Genomic DNA, 17,025 nt, shown 5'->3' with positions numbered 1-17,025 from the left:
AGTAATTTTGCTACTTTTGTTGAAACAGAACATTAAATTAATGATAGATACAGATTTGAAAGTCTCCGTAGATTTATCGAATTCTAAACTAAGTTTTGACGATTTTCGTCAAATCATTAAGAACGATTACGAATTTGCCGTGCAGAGTAGGGTGGTGAGTCTGTTGGGACGTAAAGAGGTGCTGACAGGTAAAGCTAAGTTTGGTATTTTCGGTGATGGCAAAGAGTTGGCACAGATCGCACTGGCTAAGGTTTTTGAAGCCGGTGATTGGCGTTCTGGTTACTATAGGGATCAGACTTTTGCATTTATTTCCAAGATAAGCACCGTTTATCACTTTTTCTCGCAGTTGTACGCCAACCCTGATATCGAAGCGGATACGTCCTCTGGTGGCCGTCAGATGGTAGCTCACTTTTCAACGAGCTTGGTGGATGAAGCGGGAAATTGGAAAAATCAAACCGAAATCAAGAATTCGTTTTCGGATATCTCGACCACGGGTGGGCAGATGGCCCGAGCGATGGGGCTTGGATTGGCATCGAAGCTGTATCGGAATAATGACGCCCTTTCGTATCTGAAGTATTTTTCGAACAACGGTAATGAGGTTGTTTTTTGTAATATAGGCAATGCGGCCACTTCGGAGGGAGTTTTCTGGGAGGTGATCAATGCCGCTGGTGTACATCAGATCCCTGCGGTGATATCTGTTTGGGATGATGGATACGGTATTTCGGTCCCCAATGAAGTACAGACCACAAAAGGAGATATCTCGGAAGTGCTGAAAGGCTTCCAAAGGGATGATAAGGGGAGTGGTTTTGAGATCTTTAAGGTCAGAGGATGGGATTACCCCAGTCTCTGTGAGGCTTATGAAAAAGCAGCCCAAATAGCCCGAGAGAAGCATATTCCTTGTTTGGTACATGTTACGGAATTGACACAGCCTCAAGGGCATTCTTCGTCGGGATCGCACGAGCGGTATAAATCCCAAGAACGCCTGCAATGGGAGGTTGACTACGATTGTAATACGAAAATGCGGCAATGGATGCTGGACGCCGGTATCGCTACGGAGGAAGAAGTGCTCGAAATAGAAAAACGTGCCAAGGATTTTGTGAGAAGTGAGCAGCGTAGGGCATGGTCGGATTATCGTAAGTTGCTCCAGGGAGAATTGGAAGAGGCTGTATCGTTGCTGTCTGAAATCAAAGAGGAGGTGGTGGAGTTGCCTCTGAAGATGTTGATCAGCACTTCGGAACCCTCGCTGAAGGAAGTATATGGTACGATAAGATTGGTGTTGCGCGAATTGCGCTTTAAGGATTCTCCAGAAAAGCGGGCGCTGCTCCATTGGTATAAGGAAAAGCAGCAGCTGAACGAGGACCGATACAACAGTTCGCTGTATGTGGAAACGGATAAGAGTCCGTTGCAGGTGCCTATGGTTGCTGCGGAGTATGCCGATAATGCCGCTATTGTAGACGGCAGAGAGGTATTGAATGCTTGTTTTGAAGCGAATTTTCAGAATGATGAGCGCATACTGGCTTTTGGTGAGGATGTTGGTAAGATCGGTGACGTGAATCAAGGTTTTGCTGGATTGCAGGAAAAGTTTGGTGAGATGCGGATCTTTGATACCGGGATACGGGAATCAACGATTATTGGTAAGGGAATCGGTTTGGCGGCGAGGGGCTTACGGCCTATAGCGGAGATACAGTATCTGGATTACCTGCTGTACGCATTGCCTGTATTGAGCGATGACCTTGCTTCGCTGGGATACCGTACCAAAGGTCAGCAGAAGGCGCCATTGATCATACGTACACGTGGTCACAGACTCGAAGGGGTATGGCATTCGGGCTCGCCGATGACAGTGCTCTTGGGCGCACTGCGGGGTATCCACCTCTGTGTACCTCGAAATATGACACAGGCTGCGGGAATGTACAATACGCTGTTAAAATCGGACGATCCTGCCTTGGTGATAGAATGCTTGAATGGCTATCGGCTGAAAGAAAAGATGCCTTCCAATGTGGGTGAATTTACCGTGCCACTGGGCGTCGCGGAACTGTTGCGTGCAGGAACTGATGTGACGGTGGTGTCCTATGGATCTACTTTGAGATTGGTACAGGAAGCTGCGCTGGAGCTGGATAAGGTGAGGATATCTATTGAAATTATTGATATACAGTGCTTGCAGCCTTTTGACAGGGAGCACCTTTGTGCGAGTTCTCTGCAGAAAACGAATCGCCTTCTTGTTGTGGATGAGGATGTGCCAGGTGGTGCAAGTGCTTTTATCCTGCAGCAGATCCTGGAAGAACAGGGCGGCTATTATCATTTGGACAGTCAACCATTGACCTTAAGTGCTAAAGCCCATCGCCCTCCATACGGATCGGATGGCGATTACTTTAGTAAGCCTTCTGTAGATGATATTGTCGAAGCGGTATATCGCATCATGAACGATGTGGATCCGACACGATTCCCGAGTTTGTTTTAAACGGAACGGATACTATTTAAATAATGAAGCGGCGCCTATAAGCGCTGCTTTTTCTTCTTGTACCCCTATGGAAATGGCAAAGTCCATAAACCTGTGGTCGCTGTTGATGAGCGGCCATGCCTTTGAAATATTGCCTCCGATAATGTAATGCTGGCATCCTTCACGTGTGCTGAAGTATTGAAGAAAGTCGTACAACTGGGTGCGGTACTCGGCGAGCAGTACCTGTAAGCTGTCGCTCTGGCTGTGCTTGTCGATGATTTCTTTTAGTCCTATTTCTTGATGTCCGGACAGTTCTTCGAAACGGCGGGTGAACCAGCGGGTAACCAGGTATTCTTCAAAAATAGCCTCTTTGTAAGGGGTATTCCATAGGTTGGCATCCTGTGCCTTGGAACCATGGTGCCATATGGCGCTGCCCAGTCCGGTGCCTAAGGTAATGCCGAGAATGGTCTGTTCGTCCTGACGTCCTGTAGCAAATATTTCGCCCTGTAGAAAAGCTGCGGCATCGTTGATATAGCGTATCTGGAGCGTATCATCGCCCAAGCTGCTCCGGAGGCCATCCGTGATATTGGTTTGATAGAGGCTGTCATATTTGTCTTGCCCTTTCATCAAAGAGATACCTGTCTCGTAGTCGAAGGGGCCGGGCATAGCGATACCGATCTGTCTGATGGGGGCACCAAAAAGAGCCAATGATTCGTTTAATGCGCTTGTCCAAGACTGAAAAATCGATTTAGCATTTTGAGCTGAATTTACGGATTTTCGTACAAGTGTTTCAGAAATAATAGACCAGGTATCGCTAGTAACGATAGCGGAGGTAATGTGTGTACCTCCGATATCGCAAGCTAAAATATATGTAGACTTATTTTCTAACATTTAGATAGGCATTATGTTTTAACAGGTGATCGGCAATAACAAGGGCAGCCATAGCTTCTACAATAATGACTGCGCGAGGCACGACACAAGGATCGTGTCTTCCTTTTCCGGAAATCACGGTTTCTTCTCCTGCTTCGTTTAATGTAGGCTGATCACGCATAATGGTGGCCACAGGTTTGAATGCGACTCTAAAAGTCACGTCCATACCATTGGAGATCCCGCCTTGGATACCACCAGAGTAGTTGGTGCGGGTAACGGTCTTGTCTCCTTCTTTGGAGAAAATGTCATTGTGCTCGGAGCCGATATGTTTGGAACCTTCGAATCCAGAACCGTATTCAAAGCCGTGTACGGCATTGATGCCCATCATGGCTTTGGCGAGATCCGCATGCAATTTGTCAAATACGGGTTCGCCCAGGCCGACGGGGAGATTGCGGATGACCGTAGAAATACGACCACCTACGGTATCTCCGGCTTTACGTATGCTGTCGATAAAACTGACCATCTCTGTGGCAGTAGCAGGATCAGCACAACGGACGATATTCGCTTCGCGAAGGTCTAAGAGATCGGATAGGTCGGTATAATCCAGGTTGGGAGACTCTATCGTACCTACACCGGAAACATGTGCAAATATTTCAATGCCATGTTGTTTTAAGAACAGCTTGGCTATCGCTCCTGCAGCTACCCGGGCAGCAGTCTCTCGGGCAGATGAACGACCGCCTCCGCGATAATCTCTTATACCGTATTTCATTTGATAGGTATAGTCGGCATGGGAGGGGCGGAACTTGTCGCTGATGTGCGAGTAGTCTTTGGAGCGCTGGTCTTCATTGGGAATGAGAATAGCTATCGGTGTCCCTGTAGATTTACCTTCAAAAACGCCCGACAATAACTGTGCGGTATCGCTTTCCTTTCGCTGGGTGGTAATCTTTGACTGACCGGGACGTCGTTTGTCCAGTTCGGATTGGATGAAGGCCTCGTCAATAACTATATTGGAAGGGCAACCATCTAAAATCACGCCTATTGCCGCTCCGTGAGATTCGCCAAATGTGGTTATTCTAAATAAATCGCCAAATGAATTTCCTGCCATAATTTAATAATTGGGGTAAATATATTAAATCGTCTATACTTTAGCTAAAAATATAGACGATATATGTTTTATGTTAGTGTGAATCCTTGTTTGCGGAGATCATCCCAGAATGTAGGGTAGGATTTTTCAACAACATGTGGTTCCAGTATCTGTACTTGTTGGAAGACAAGTGCCAGTGGTGCAAAGGCCATCGCCATACGGTGGTCTTCGTAGGTTTCGATCGTCAGGGATCCTGGATCTTGAACGTGCTGACTGTGTAGGTGATAGGTTTCGCCATCCTCTTGTAATACAGCGCCATATTTTGCAATCTCGTTTTGTAGGGCTGCAATACGATCGGTCTCTTTGATCTTCAGGGTCTCGAGACCGGTGAAAGAAACATCCCGCTTTAATGCTGATGCCACCACGACAACGGTCTGTGCCAGATCGGGACATGACTTGAAATCAAATAACTTTTTGTCCGATGTGATTGCTGTTTTCTCCAGGTAAATAGCGTCTGCTTCGAAGGTTGTCTTGACCCCAAAGTGGGTCATGATCTCAGCAATAGCGATATCGCCCTGCAGGCTGTTCTTTTTGAGCCCAGGCAGTCGTATGGAACCCTGTTCTGACAACGCTACCATAGCGTACCAATAGGAGGCGGCGCTCCAATCGGGTTCTATATACAAGGTGCTTGGACGTGCTTGCTGGGGAGCAATGTGAATGCTATTGTCCTGCCAGCTGTGTTGTATACCGACCTCGGCCAACATATCGAGTGTCATGGTGACATAAGGTCTGGAGGTTAGCTCGCCTTCAATATCTAAGGTGAGTCCGTCTTTGAGCGCCGAGGCGATCAAAAGAAGGGAGGATATATATTGGCTGCTGATGTCGCCTTTGATATTGACCGAAGTAGCCGATTGCTGGAATGGACCGCGTATACGAAGTGGGGGGTAGCCGGATGTCTGTGTGTAATCAATGGACGCTCCCAGGCTGTTGAGCGCATCTACCAGAATCCCAATCGGACGCTGTTGCATTCGCTGTGTGCCAGTAAGTACAAAGTCTCCAGGAAGTAGATTGAGGTAAGATGTCAAAAAACGCATGGCTGTACCGGCAGGGCCGATGTCTATGGTTTTTACCTGATCGTCAATCTGAAGTGCTACCTTTAAGGCATTGGTCAACAGCACGGTGTCATCAGCATGGGAAAGGTTTTGTATCTTCACCTTTCCTGAACTGATGGCCTGTATAATAAGAGCCCGGTTGCTCTCTGATTTAGAACCAGTGAGCTGTACCGTTCCACTTATTTGTTTCGTAGGATGAGCGAGCTTGATGCTTGTTAGACTCATTTATACCTCCGCATTTACTTTTGTATTCATCACTTCGTTTTGCTTACGGATAGATTCGTTGTGCAACAGTTCGAGGTATTTTACGGTAAAGTCTTCACTAAGGTTTAAGGCTCTTGCCAATTGTACACGTTTTTGAACGATCTCGTCCCAACGTGATACCTGAAGGATAGTGACGTGATTGTCACGTTTATATTCACCGATCTTCTCTGCAATCTTCATACGATCACCGATCTGCTTGATGATCTGGTCATCTAATTTGTCGATCTGCTGACGGAGTTCAGCCAACTTATCATCAAATGCAGGGTTGTTCGATGCGGCATGACGAATAGACAAGTTGTCCAATAGATCTGCTAGTGCAGCTGGTGTCACTTGTTGTTTCGCATCTGTCCAAGCTACGGAAGGATCGATATGAGATTCGATGATGAGTCCTTGCATGTCCATGTCCATCGCTTTTTGTGTGATGTAAGGAATAAGCTCACGGTTACCACAGATATGACTAGGATCGTTGATGATAGGCAGCTCCGGTGCAATCGTTTTCAACTGTATAGCGATGTCCCACATCGGCTCATTACGGAAAGCTGTCTTTTCGAAAGAAGAGAATCCACGGTGTATCGCACCCAGTTTTTTGATACCGGCACCATTGATACGCTCTAATGCTCCAATCCATAACGATAGGTCTGGATTTACGGGGTTTTTGACCAATACGGGTACATCTACGCCTTTCAAAGCATCTGCAATCTCTTGGACCGTAAATGGATTGGCTGTCGAACGTGCACCGACCCATAGTATATCTATACCTGCAGCCAGCGCTTCTTCTACGTGTTTGGCGGTAGCTACTTCTGTGGCAGTAAGTAGACCAGTTTCTTCTTTCGCTCTTTTTAACCATTGTAGACCGACACTTCCAATACCTTCAAACTCGCCTGGACGTGTACGCGGTTTCCATATACCGGCGCGTAATACATTTACTTTGCCTGTATTTGCCAATAGATGAGCTGTCGAAACCACTTGCTCTTCGGTCTCTGCACTACATGGACCTGCTATGATTAAAGGTTTGTCTCCTGTGTCTATCCAAGACTGTAATGGAAGGATGTCTAATGAATGTTTCATCTTATTTTCAATTTTTAATTTTTATCGTTGTGTTAGTTGTGTTATACTTTTTCGTTTTTGATGTATTCGCCCATGATACTGAAATTGACGGTATGCTTTAGGACTTTGCGAATTGCAGCATCATAATCGGCTTGCTTTTTCCATTCTACATCGACATAGAAATCGTATTCATTACGTCGGCCCACTACAGGCATAGATTGGATCTTGCTGAGGTTGACATTTTGTTCGGCAAAGCACTGTAGTACGGCTGCCAATGCGCCTACACCATTGCCAGTCTGAAAGGAGAGGGAGGCTTTGTTTGCTCCTTTTTGCTCGACAACCTCGTTGCTCAAAATCAAAAACCGTGTTGCATTCTTTTTATTGGTCTCGATTCGTTTTTCGAGAATCTGCAGACCGTATATCTTGGCGGCAAACTCTCCGGCAATAGCCGCTGTATTGGTAAGCTGTTCTTCTTTTATCTTTTTGGCACAGCCTGCGGTATCCAGTCCTTCTTTGATAATCCAATCGGAATGATCGGAGAGAAACTCGTCGCACTGACGAATAGCAATCGGGTGAGACTCGACATATTGGATGTCGCTTAGTTTTACCCCTGGCAAGGCCAACAGATTTTGCTGAATGTTGAGGTGTACCTCACCTACGATATGGAATCTGTAGTCCCTTAGCAAATTGTAATTGGGTAATATGCTCCCCGCAATAGAGTTCTCGATGGCCATCACTACATAATCTGCTTTGCCTTGTTTGAGCATTTCGCAGGTTTGCTTGAAAGAGCTGCACTCTAAGGTCTCGATGTCCTGACCGAAATACTTGAATGCGGCTTCTTCATGGAATGAAGCTTTTACGCCCTGAATTGCAATTTTTGTTTTCATATTTAATATTTAACGAAAAAAGGTCCCGGAATCAATCCGGGACCTTTCATATTTTATTCATGCAGTGAATTATATACATACTAGTCCCGGCTTTTATCGCTAAAATAAAAGAAGTAAAAATAGTTGTATGTGTTCATTGTATGCATTGTCTCTGTTTTGATGAATCAAAGGTATGTGATTGAAAAACAATATCCAAATTTATTTTTATTTAAATGGTTTTTTAGTTGTTTTTTGATTCGTTTTTGCGTTGATTTTTGGCTGTTTTTTTAGTGTAAAAAATGTTATTTATGATAGTGTTTTTTTTGTTGTTTTGTTTATTAATCCTGTTTAAAGCTTGTTTTGTTTGTTTTTTTAGTTGTTTTTAACGCATAATAACAGTTGTTTTTTAATGTATTTTTATAGTGTTTTTTGTGTTATTATTTTTGTTTATTTTGTTTGTTTTTGTTGTCATTTTATGTGTTTATTTTGCTCTAGTTTGGGATAGATAAGAAAATAGTGGGGTAGGAGAAGTGTTCTTTTCGACAGATTTTAGTACTATTGTAGCTCTTTTAGCGCTATTGGTTATGTTATATGTTATTTTAAGTGTTGTTTGTAGTGTGATTGTTGCTGTGCTGCTAAAGATGGCGCGAGGTAGGTCTCTGAATGTGCAACACATTGTTTTGTGGAACTATCCAGCGACTGTTGTACTGACATACACGCTACTAGCTCCTGAACTGAAAGACGTCCCATGGTCTATACTTCCGTATCAATTGTATATACCACTAACTATACTATTGCCTACACTTTTTATTTTCATCGCTTTATCTATTAAATACAGTGGTATTGTAAAGACGGATGTTGCGCAACGTATGTCATTGTTTATTCCTCTATTGGCTTCGTTTTTACTTTTTAAGGAAACTGCTTCCTCCGGTAAGCTGATTGGTATTGCTGTCGGATTGATTGCACTGGTTTGTTCGGTCAGCTGGAATAAAGAGGGACAGGGCCAAAAATCCAATAGCATGCTGTATCCTGCGGTGGTGTTTTTGGGGATGGGGATAATTGATGTTTTGTTCAAACAAGTGGCGCAACATAAAGAGGTGTCTTATATTGACTCGATGTTCTTCGTTTTTGTAGGGGCAATGTTGGTTGCTTTTTGTATCTTGTTGTTTCAAAAGTGGGGCCGGGGGCAACGGATAGAAGCTACCTCTATGTTGTGGGGGAGTGTATTGGGAGTGTTTAATTTTTTCAATATTTTCTTTTATATGAAGGCGCATCGCGTGATACCGGACAATCCCTCTATTGTATTTACGACAATGAATGTGGGTGTGATCGTAGTGGGTACGCTGGTCGGCGTATGGGCTTTTAAAGAAAAACTGAGCTATATCAATAAAATCGGTCTTGTATTGGCTGTTATATCTATATTATTAATTGCGTATTTGTGAGTTTATTTGAAGATACTTATTTGACTATTGAGGAGCCTTCTGAAGGGATTTTTAGAGATAAAGGGAGTAAGTTTATAGCTTATGCCTACCCCTTTAAGAATGAAAAAGACCTGAAGGATATTATTGCGGACCTAAAGGCCTTGCATCCTAAAGCTCGGCATCATTGCTGGGCCTATCGCTTAACGACGGATCGTGGCGTGTTTCGTATCAATGATGATGGCGAACCGTCAGGTACTGCAGGGAGACCCATCCTAAATGTGCTGCTCTCTAAAGATCTGACGAATATACTGGTTGTGGTGGTTCGGTATTTTGGGGGTACTCTTTTGGGGGTGCCGGGATTGATCAACGCCTACAAGACGGCTACGTTGGAAGCATTGGACGTGGCAAAGATCGAAGAGCGGACGGTAAATGATGTGTATGATGTTCGATTCGACTATCTGCAGATGAATGATGTCATGCGCGTGATGAAGGAAGAAGGAATTCAAATGTTGGATCAACAATTTGACAACAGCTGTGTTATAACTATGGAGATTAGAAAGATGCAAGTCAATCAGGTGCTGGCAAAATTGGATAAGATCGAAAAAGTGACGCACAACTATTTGTATACGTTATGATTGCAGACACGGAGTTAATTTTAAATGCGGATGGTAGTATATATCACCTGAACCTGCGGCCTGAGGATCTGGCCGATACTATCATCTTTGTCGGGGACCAAGAACGAGTCCCATTGGTTTCGAAATATTTTGACACGATAGAGGTAAAGAAAGGTAAACGGGAATTTATCACTCATACGGGGATGTTGCGGGGGAAACGAATCTCTGTAATATCTACTGGAATAGGAACTGATAATATCGATATCGTATTAAATGAGATCGATGCTCTGATCAATGTTGATTTTGACACTAAGACATTGAAGGAAGAAATGAGGTCTGTCGATATCATACGCATCGGGACATCGGGCTCCATACAGGGGAATCTTCCGGTGGGAACGGTGTTGGCCAGTGAGTTTGCGATAGGTTTTGATACGCTGATGCAGTTTTATGTGAAATCATACGCTAAAGAGGAGATGGAGTTGGCTGCAGCGGTTACCCAGCATTTCTCGAACTTGTCTTTTCATCCTTATATCGGAACGGCCAGTCCAAGGCTTATGGCGCAGTTTTCGGGAGGACTTTCTAAGGGAATAACGATGACAGCGCCGGGCTTTTACGGGCCTCAGGGGCGATCGGTCCGTTCGCATAATATGTATCCTGATCTCATTCAGAAGGCTAACTCATTCCGAACAAAAAATGAGCAGTGTATTACGAATTTAGAAATGGAAACTGCGGGTATCTATGCACTGGCCAATATGCTGGGGCACCATGCGCTTTCCATTAATGCGATTTTGGCTTCTCGACTTCACGAAGAATTCTGTCCGAATCCATCCGAAGTAATTGATGCCGCCATACGGCATGTGCTGGAGCGTATATAGTAGGCCTATGCCGGTGATAGTCCTTTGCGGGCGGAATCGAATTTTAACAATATAAAAAGGAGTATCGTAAAGCTCCACAAAGAAGAACCTCCATAACTGAGAAATGGCAACGGAATCCCGATGATGGGAACCAGACCTATCGTCATGCCGAGATTGATGAAAAAATGGAAAAACAAGATGGACGCTACGCAATAGGCGTATATTCTGGCGAAAGCCGTGCGTTGTCTCTCTGCGATGTGAATAATCCGGAATAATAAGAATACGTAGATGGCCACTATGGTCACCGATCCGACAAACCCCCATTCCTCACCAATGGTACAGAATATAAAATCGGTACTTTGTTCGGGCACGAAGTTATATTTAGTCTGTGTTCCTTGGAGGTATCCTTTTCCAAACAATTGTCCTGAACCAATAGCAATCTGGGATTGATTGAGATTATAACCTTCACCCAGCGGGTCGTGGACTTTGTCGAGGAGGATGTCAATTCTGTTTCTCTGGTGCTGTTCCAAAATATTCTCCCAAGCGAAATCAACACTCAAGACATAGATCGATGAAGCTACACAGAGCAGGGCAATGTTAATAATATTCTTACGTTTGGAGCGGTAGAAATAAGCGAGCAGGCTACACAGACCAACGATAATAGCCACGAGTATCCATTCGTTTTCCAGTATTAAGGCTGCCACAAATAGTATAATCGCTAAGCCGCCAAGTAATAATAACTTGGTGTTGACATAGCCTTCTCTGTAAAAGACAAAGATCAACGAGAAAAAGACCATCGCAGAGCCTGTATCCGGCTGAAGTCGGACTAGAGCTGTCGGCAGAAGTACTATGGCAGCTGCTACTAATAGTGATTTGACGTTGGGAGCCTTGTTCGACTGCGTACCCAGGTAATAGGAAAGAAGGAGACAGGTTCCCAGTTTTCCAAATTCGGATGGTTGCAATCGAAAGAATCCCAGATCGATCCAGGATTGATTACCTTTAATATTCTTACCGATAAACAATACCGCTATCAGCAGTAAAATGACCACAGCGTAGACGATAGGTGTGATGGATATGAAAAACCGTTGGTCAATGATGAGTATACTAAAGCCTATAATAAGTGCTGTGAATATGAATAAGCCTTGTTTTCCATAGTTTGTGGCTAAACTGAATATCTCGGGGTGCTGCGGATTGTATGCCGCGGCGTAGATGTTGAACCAGCCAATCAGGCATAATATGAGCCATATCGCTACCGTAATCCAGTCTAGGCGACCCAAAAAGCTGTTTTTAGTATTGTTCATTTCTTCCTCTGACTTGGCTATGGTGAACGAATAAAGCAGGTGCCTGTTTGTTTTGTGCGACCTGTTTTGTTGTTTTTAAACTATCCTTTTTTAAAGCAGGTGTATCTTTTTTGACTTCATTGGCCTTCGTTTTTACCTTTGGCAACAAGTTGGCATTCAAGATACGGTCTTGCAAATATTTGGGTAGGGTTATGGTGTCTCTGATATGCTTTTCTACGAGCATACTGGCGATAGGGCCAGCCCATGTCCCACCATATCCGGCATTCTCTACGAATACCGCTATTGCAATCTTCGGATTGACACGCGGTGCGAAAGCAAAGAATACAGCATGGTTTTCTCCATGTGGATTCTGCACGGTACCTGTTTTACCACACATTTCGATCCCATTGATCCGTACGGAGGAACCGGTTCCTCCAGCATTGACAGCACGGCTCATTCCTTCAATAACGGGTTCGTAATGTTGTGCGTCTACACCAGCCCATATTTTTTCTGTAAACTCTTCTTTTACGATTTTCTTTTCACCAATTCCCTTAATCAGGTGGGGACGGTAGTAGAAACCACGATTGGCAACAATAGCCATGATATTTGCCATTTGAAGCGGTGTGATCCCCAGTTCGCCCTGACCGATAGATTGGGAAATGCTGTAACTCGATCCCCATTTTTCACTGCCAAAGCGTTTGGTATAGTAACTAGCGGGATAGACGTTGCCTCCTTTTTCGCCTGGCAAATCAATGCCTAGGGGATGACCTAAACCAAATTGGTTAAGACCCTCGCGCCACAATTCGTACGCTTTGGGGCCCGACATCCCTCTGGAGTCAATCATACGGGCATAGACATAGCCATAATAGGTATTGCAGGACCGTTGGATGGATTTGATTAGATCTGTAGGACCGTCCACGTGGGTACAGCGCATGATTCGTCCATTTCCATAGCGATATCCACCAGGGCAATTGAAAATAGTCTGTGGCGTGATCACTCCGGCCTGAAGTGCAGTGAGTGCCGCTACAACCTTGAAGACTGAACCTGGAGGGTAGGAGGCCTGAATTGGACGGTTGAACATCGGCTTGTGCGGGTCGTACAGCAACTTCATGTAATTGTTGCCCCGCTGTCTACCCACCATCATATTGGGGTTGTAACTGGGACTGCTCACATAGGTTAACACTTCACCTGTGGAAGGTTCAATAGCGACAACAGAGCCCAGTTTATTTTTCATGAGCTTCTCGGCCAAGAGTTGTAAGTCCTTGTCCAGGGAAGAGATAAGACCGTCTCCGGAGACGGCTAAAGTATCGAACTTGCCATCCCTGAAGGAACCTTGGGATCGCCCGAGCTTGTCTACCATTTGATTGCGTACGCCGCGCTGTCCACGTAGCAGTTCTTCATAAGAGCGCTCTACGCCAGAGGCACCAATGTAGTCGCCTCGCTTGTAGAAATTGTTGGAGCGCTCGATGTCTTTTTCATTGACTTCTTGAATATAACCCAAGAACTGAGCAGCTGCGCTGTCGGGATACTGACGTACGGTACGGGGTTGTGCCTGAAAGCCTCTGAATTTGTCCAGGTGTTCCTGAAGTACGGCAAAGGTCTCTGCATTCATCATGCCTTCAAAGGTGGATGCTCGAAAAGGAGAGACCGCTCGTGCCTTATTCATGCGGGACATAAAACCGTCCTTATCGATTTCTAACAGACGGCACAGCAGTAGGGTGTCTATATCTTTTACCTCTCGAGGGATCACCAAAAGGTCATACACGGGTTCGTTCTGAACCAATACTTTTCCATTGCGGTCTAAAATAATACCTCTAGCAGGATATACGACACTTTTTCTTAAAACGTTGTTGTTTGCAGAAAGTAAATAGGATTCATCTATAATTTGAAGATAGAACAGACGAGCGACAATTAGTAACGCTATTGCTAAAAATATACCTTGGATAATGTATTTGCGCTCGAAAAAATTATTGTTCATATCATTCTAGTTAGCTAATCTTGATTTACGATTGTAGGTGATCAGGCTGATGATCAGAATGACCGCTACGGTGAATAAACTGCTGAAAAATATACTGGCTAGTGTGTACAATATATCTTGGAATGAAAAAACTTCGGTGAAGAACAGTACCAAATGATGAACGAGCGTACCTAAGAGCAGGTAAGCACTAAACCATTTGAATCCCATATTGCCCCAACTCGGCGTTTGAAAGGCTTGTTCGTCTACATCTAGGGTAATCTTGTGAAAGAATATCCGAAACCAAGCCAGGGCGACGCATGCTGCGGCGTGAACGCCCATACTGTCGTAAAAAGCATCGACCGTAAGTCCGGTGAGAAATGCTGCCAGGAAAAGGAAAAAATTGGGCATTCCTGTCGGGAGCAATAATATGATGAGAATATAAGGAAATAGAGCGGCAATATTATAATACCCAATATTCTTAAAAACAGCTACCTGTAGTATAGTAAGGACTACAAAACGAATGATATTGAAGATGAATACTCTAGCCATTATCTTTGTTGTGTTGTTCTAATTCTAGTTTTTCTGTAGACATTTTATCTTTCACGATATAAACATGATTCAGGTTTACAAAGTTGGTAGACAATAAGACCCGAATGTCTTTAAAGCTTTCGCCAGAAGCGAGGTCGGTCTGTACGATATGACCTATCTTAATGCCTTTGGGAAACTTGGTGGAGTATCCCGAAGTAAAGACTGGTGCACCTACGTGAACTTTGACGTGGTTGGGAATATCCCGTACCATCGCGTAGCGAGAATCGGTATTGCTACCCCATACCAATGACCCAAATGCTGTGGCAGTACTGTCTAAAGTGACCGAAATCTTGGTGTCGGGGTGCAGCAGTGATTTGATGGTGCTAAAATGCGGAGAAACATTCAACACCGTACCTACAACCCCATTGGAGGTGATCACCCCCATATCTGGCTCAATGCCGTCGGCCGATCCTTTGTCGATCGTGATGAAGTTGCTTTTCTGATTTATACTGTTATTTACCACGGAGGCAACGATAAAATCATAACGCTCTTCGTCAATAGAGTCTACTAAAAATGCCTGGGTATCCGTTGTTGAATCTGCAGGTGTGAAATTTTGCAGTTTTTTTCGAAGCTGAGCATTCTCATCGGCGAGCTGTTGGTTGATGTCGCGCAAGGATAGATATTCTTTCCAAGAGTTGACATTTTCATAAAATGTACCAACAACAACGTTAGAGGAATTGACAAATGCAGATCTTTGGTAATTGTTGTTTTGAACAACAAGGAAGATGGAAAACACGAAAAAAAGTACAAACCAAAAGAAGGCGTTATATCTTACTAAAAAGAGCCATAGGTTTTTCATGTTTTCACGTAGAGATTTGTTCTGTTATCTAAAAAATACGCGATATAGAAGAAGTTCAACTTTTCTATATCGCGCAGAAGTAATTGTAATTTATCTTTATTTACCTTACGCCATTAAAAACTTAAAACGTCCTATGTTTTTAAGTGCTATTCCTGTTCCTCTTACCACAGCGCGTAAAGGATCCTCAGCTACATGTATAGGTAATTTTGTTTTTGCTTGTAATCTCTTGTCAAGGCCTCGCAGAAGGGCTCCCCCACCTGTTAAATAAATACCAGTCTGATAGATATCAGCAGATAATTCTGGTGGCGTTATTTCCAGTGCTTTTAAGATTGCTTCTTCGATTTTCGAGATGGACTTGTCCAGGCAATGTGCTATCTCGGTGTAGGACACGGTGATCTGTTTTGGAATACCTGTCATCAGGTCACGTCCCTGTACGGCAAAGTCCTCTGGTGGATCGGTGAGCTCGGGCAATGCTGCTCCGACTTCTATTTTGATCTTCTCGGCCGTACGGTCTCCAATCATTATATTGTGCTGGCGACGGATATATTGGACGATATCGGAGTCAAAGTTGTCTCCACCAACGCGGATGGATTGATCACAGACTATTCCCGATAATGCGATAACGGCAATCTCCGTAGTACCACCACCGATATCGATGATCATATTTCCAACAGGTTCTTCGACATCGATACCGATACCTACTGCTGCTGCCATGGGCTCGTGAATGAGGTAGACTTCTTTAGCTCCTGCTATCTCCGCTGAATCGCGAACTGCACGCTTCTCTACTTCGGTGATTCCAGAAGGAATACAAACGACCATACGTAAAGAAGGGAAGAACCAAGATTTGCCATTGTTGACCAATTTTACCATGCCTCGAATCAAATGTTCGGCTGCTGTAAAATCAGCTATTACTCCATCCCTAAGCGGTCTGACCGTTTTTATATTATCATGGGTCTTGCCTTCCATCTGCATTGCCTGTCTGCCGATAGCAATCACTTTGTTGGTCGTCCGATCAAATGCTACGATCGAAGGCTCGTCCACTACTACTTTATCATTGTGTATTATTAAGGTATTTGCCGTACCCAAGTCAATCGCAACTTCTTGCGTAAACCAATTGAATAACCCCATTTAGTAAGTCCTAATTCTGTTTTTAATTTAATGCAAACCTAATGAAAAAAAATCTATTATGGTAACCCAACTCTACAAAAAAATCAAATAAAATAACGTTATTTTTTGGCTGGAATCTATCCTTTAATAACGCTGTGTGCATTTCGATTATTGTGTGTCAGTGTCCATATAATAGTCGTCTATGTCAGTGGCTCGCTGAATGTATGTATATCACCGATTTAATCTACTTCTGTATAGTGCTCCGATCGGGGGACTTTCTGTAAGATGTCGTACCATTCGGCAGGTATATTTGTCAGTTTTCTTTCGACTAAATGGAGCCAGGCACCATCGACATTAACCTCTGCGGCCTTCTCCCCATTCTCTTTGTAAATAATATGTTGAAATGAAAAACGTGCATTCTTCAAATTCAGCTTAGTCAATAGGATTTCTACCCGTATGTACTCATCCAATTGAATCTCTCTCTTGTAAATGAGTTCCTCCCGGAAAAGAATGGGGCCGATCTTCTGTTTTGCAAATTCATCAAGGGACAGTCCCATTGTTTTGAGCATGTTGCTCCGCGCCTGTGCACAAAAATCGGCATAGGCAGAATGTCTGAGATGACGATTGGCATCAATCTGTGACCATAAAACCTGTCCTTCGTAAAATGTGTTGTTCTCCATAGTAATCGTGTATTGTGGTTCGAACTTTTGTCTGTTGTTGTCCCG

Annotated in this window: 15 protein-coding genes; 4 read left to right on the top strand and 11 right to left on the bottom strand. The window is 44.1% G+C overall.

Features of this window, described 5'->3' with window-relative positions; all coding sequences use genetic code 11:
- Positions 1-40: 40 nt before the first annotated feature.
- On the top strand, positions 41-2,458 hold the full coding sequence (locus M472_RS31160; RefSeq protein WP_021069815.1) for an alpha-ketoacid dehydrogenase subunit alpha/beta: 2,418 nt from the start codon (positions 41-43) through the stop codon (positions 2,456-2,458).
- A gap of 12 nt (positions 2,459-2,470) precedes the next feature.
- Here the strand turns inward: M472_RS31160 and M472_RS31155 are convergent, their stop codons facing one another.
- The 5 genes from M472_RS31155 to M472_RS31135 all read right to left on the bottom strand — a co-directional run bounded on the left by M472_RS31155 (position 2,471) and on the right by M472_RS31135 (position 7,701).
- Positions 2,471-3,328 carry an ROK family protein gene (locus M472_RS31155; protein WP_021069814.1) on the bottom strand — a complete coding sequence of 286 codons (858 nt, stop codon included), beginning with the start codon at positions 3,326-3,328 and terminating at the stop codon, positions 2,471-2,473.
- The gene (gene aroC, locus M472_RS31150) at positions 3,315-4,412 is read right to left on the bottom strand and encodes a chorismate synthase (protein WP_021069813.1); all 1,098 of its coding nucleotides are present in this window, start codon (positions 4,410-4,412) and stop codon (positions 3,315-3,317) included. The genes M472_RS31155 and aroC overlap by 14 nt, the downstream gene beginning before the upstream one ends.
- 68 nt (positions 4,413-4,480) lie before the next feature.
- Positions 4,481-5,728, bottom strand: coding sequence for a 3-phosphoshikimate 1-carboxyvinyltransferase (gene aroA / locus M472_RS31145; RefSeq protein ID WP_021069812.1), 1,248 nt, complete (start codon positions 5,726-5,728; stop codon positions 4,481-4,483).
- Complete coding sequence (locus M472_RS31140; RefSeq protein ID WP_021069811.1) at positions 5,729-6,835, bottom strand: chorismate mutase; 1,107 nt, start codon at positions 6,833-6,835, stop codon at positions 5,729-5,731.
- A gap of 41 nt (positions 6,836-6,876) precedes the next feature.
- Positions 6,877-7,701 (bottom strand): prephenate dehydratase, encoded by an 825-nt coding sequence (locus M472_RS31135; protein ID WP_021069810.1) that lies wholly within the window; start codon positions 7,699-7,701, stop codon positions 6,877-6,879.
- Between the two features lie 563 nt (positions 7,702-8,264).
- On the opposite strand from M472_RS31135, the gene M472_RS31130 reads away from it, so the two are divergent.
- The 3 genes from M472_RS31130 to M472_RS31120 are packed head-to-tail and all read left to right on the top strand — an operon-like array spanning position 8,265 to position 10,590.
- On the top strand, positions 8,265-9,122 hold the full coding sequence (locus tag M472_RS31130; RefSeq protein WP_022829306.1) for an EamA family transporter: 858 nt from the start codon (positions 8,265-8,267) through the stop codon (positions 9,120-9,122).
- The gene (locus tag M472_RS31125) at positions 9,119-9,736 is read left to right on the top strand and encodes an IMPACT family protein (RefSeq protein ID WP_021069808.1); all 618 of its coding nucleotides are present in this window, start codon (positions 9,119-9,121) and stop codon (positions 9,734-9,736) included. The genes M472_RS31130 and M472_RS31125 overlap by 4 nt, the downstream gene beginning before the upstream one ends.
- On the top strand, positions 9,733-10,590 hold the full coding sequence (locus M472_RS31120) for a nucleoside phosphorylase (protein WP_021069807.1): 858 nt from the start codon (positions 9,733-9,735) through the stop codon (positions 10,588-10,590). Before M472_RS31125 ends, M472_RS31120 begins: the two co-directional genes overlap by 4 nt.
- A 5-nt stretch (positions 10,591-10,595) precedes the next feature.
- Here M472_RS31120 and rodA read toward each other — a convergent pair whose 3' ends face one another.
- From rodA to M472_RS31090, 6 genes are all read right to left on the bottom strand, one after another.
- The gene (gene rodA / locus M472_RS31115; RefSeq protein ID WP_021069806.1) at positions 10,596-11,870 is read right to left on the bottom strand and encodes a rod shape-determining protein RodA; all 1,275 of its coding nucleotides are present in this window, start codon (positions 11,868-11,870) and stop codon (positions 10,596-10,598) included.
- Positions 11,857-13,827 carry a penicillin-binding protein 2 gene (gene mrdA, locus M472_RS31110; protein WP_021069805.1) on the bottom strand — a complete coding sequence of 657 codons (1,971 nt, stop codon included), beginning with the start codon at positions 13,825-13,827 and terminating at the stop codon, positions 11,857-11,859. Before mrdA ends, rodA begins: the two co-directional genes overlap by 14 nt.
- Before the next feature lie 6 nt (positions 13,828-13,833).
- A complete protein-coding gene (locus M472_RS31105) occupies positions 13,834-14,355 on the bottom strand; it encodes a hypothetical protein (RefSeq protein WP_021069804.1) in 522 nt (173 codons plus the stop codon).
- Positions 14,348-15,193, bottom strand: coding sequence for a rod shape-determining protein MreC (gene mreC / locus M472_RS31100; RefSeq protein ID WP_021069803.1), 846 nt, complete (start codon positions 15,191-15,193; stop codon positions 14,348-14,350). The genes M472_RS31105 and mreC overlap by 8 nt, the downstream gene beginning before the upstream one ends.
- Positions 15,194-15,298: 105 nt before the next feature.
- Positions 15,299-16,321, bottom strand: coding sequence for a rod shape-determining protein (locus M472_RS31095; protein WP_021069802.1), 1,023 nt, complete (start codon positions 16,319-16,321; stop codon positions 15,299-15,301).
- Positions 16,322-16,539: 218 nt separating this feature from the next.
- Positions 16,540-16,980, bottom strand: coding sequence for an acyl-CoA thioesterase (locus M472_RS31090; protein WP_021069801.1), 441 nt, complete (start codon positions 16,978-16,980; stop codon positions 16,540-16,542).
- Positions 16,981-17,025 lie beyond the last annotated feature (45 nt).

The sequence above is a fragment of the Sphingobacterium paucimobilis HER1398 genome, from assembly GCF_000416985.1.
GTDB classification, from domain to species: domain Bacteria; phylum Bacteroidota; class Bacteroidia; order Sphingobacteriales; family Sphingobacteriaceae; genus Sphingobacterium; species Sphingobacterium paucimobilis.
This window is presented reverse-complemented; position numbering and strand designations above follow the sequence as displayed.

Bases quoted from the DNA above. Each gene is read 5' to 3' on its own strand.
- M472_RS31160 (WP_021069815.1), top strand. From the start codon at position 41: ATGATAGATACAGATTTGAAAGTCTCCGTAGATTTATCGAATTCTAAA.
- M472_RS31155 (WP_021069814.1), bottom strand. From the start codon at position 3,328: ATGTTAGAAAATAAGTCTACATATATTTTAGCTTGCGATATCGGAGGT.
- aroC (WP_021069813.1), bottom strand. From the start codon at position 4,412: ATGGCAGGAAATTCATTTGGCGATTTATTTAGAATAACCACATTTGGC.
- aroA (WP_021069812.1), bottom strand. From the start codon at position 5,728: ATGAGTCTAACAAGCATCAAGCTCGCTCATCCTACGAAACAAATAAGT.
- M472_RS31140 (WP_021069811.1), bottom strand. From the start codon at position 6,835: ATGAAACATTCATTAGACATCCTTCCATTACAGTCTTGGATAGACACA.
- M472_RS31135 (WP_021069810.1), bottom strand. From the start codon at position 7,701: ATGAAAACAAAAATTGCAATTCAGGGCGTAAAAGCTTCATTCCATGAA.
- M472_RS31130 (WP_022829306.1), top strand. From the start codon at position 8,265: ATGTTATATGTTATTTTAAGTGTTGTTTGTAGTGTGATTGTTGCTGTG.
- M472_RS31120 (WP_021069807.1), top strand. From the start codon at position 9,733: ATGATTGCAGACACGGAGTTAATTTTAAATGCGGATGGTAGTATATAT.
- rodA (WP_021069806.1), bottom strand. From the start codon at position 11,870: ATGAACAATACTAAAAACAGCTTTTTGGGTCGCCTAGACTGGATTACG.
- mrdA (WP_021069805.1), bottom strand. From the start codon at position 13,827: ATGAACAATAATTTTTTCGAGCGCAAATACATTATCCAAGGTATATTT.
- M472_RS31105 (WP_021069804.1), bottom strand. From the start codon at position 14,355: ATGGCTAGAGTATTCATCTTCAATATCATTCGTTTTGTAGTCCTTACT.
- mreC (WP_021069803.1), bottom strand. From the start codon at position 15,193: ATGAAAAACCTATGGCTCTTTTTAGTAAGATATAACGCCTTCTTTTGG.
- M472_RS31095 (WP_021069802.1), bottom strand. From the start codon at position 16,321: ATGGGGTTATTCAATTGGTTTACGCAAGAAGTTGCGATTGACTTGGGT.
- M472_RS31090 (WP_021069801.1), bottom strand. From the start codon at position 16,980: ATGGAGAACAACACATTTTACGAAGGACAGGTTTTATGGTCACAGATT.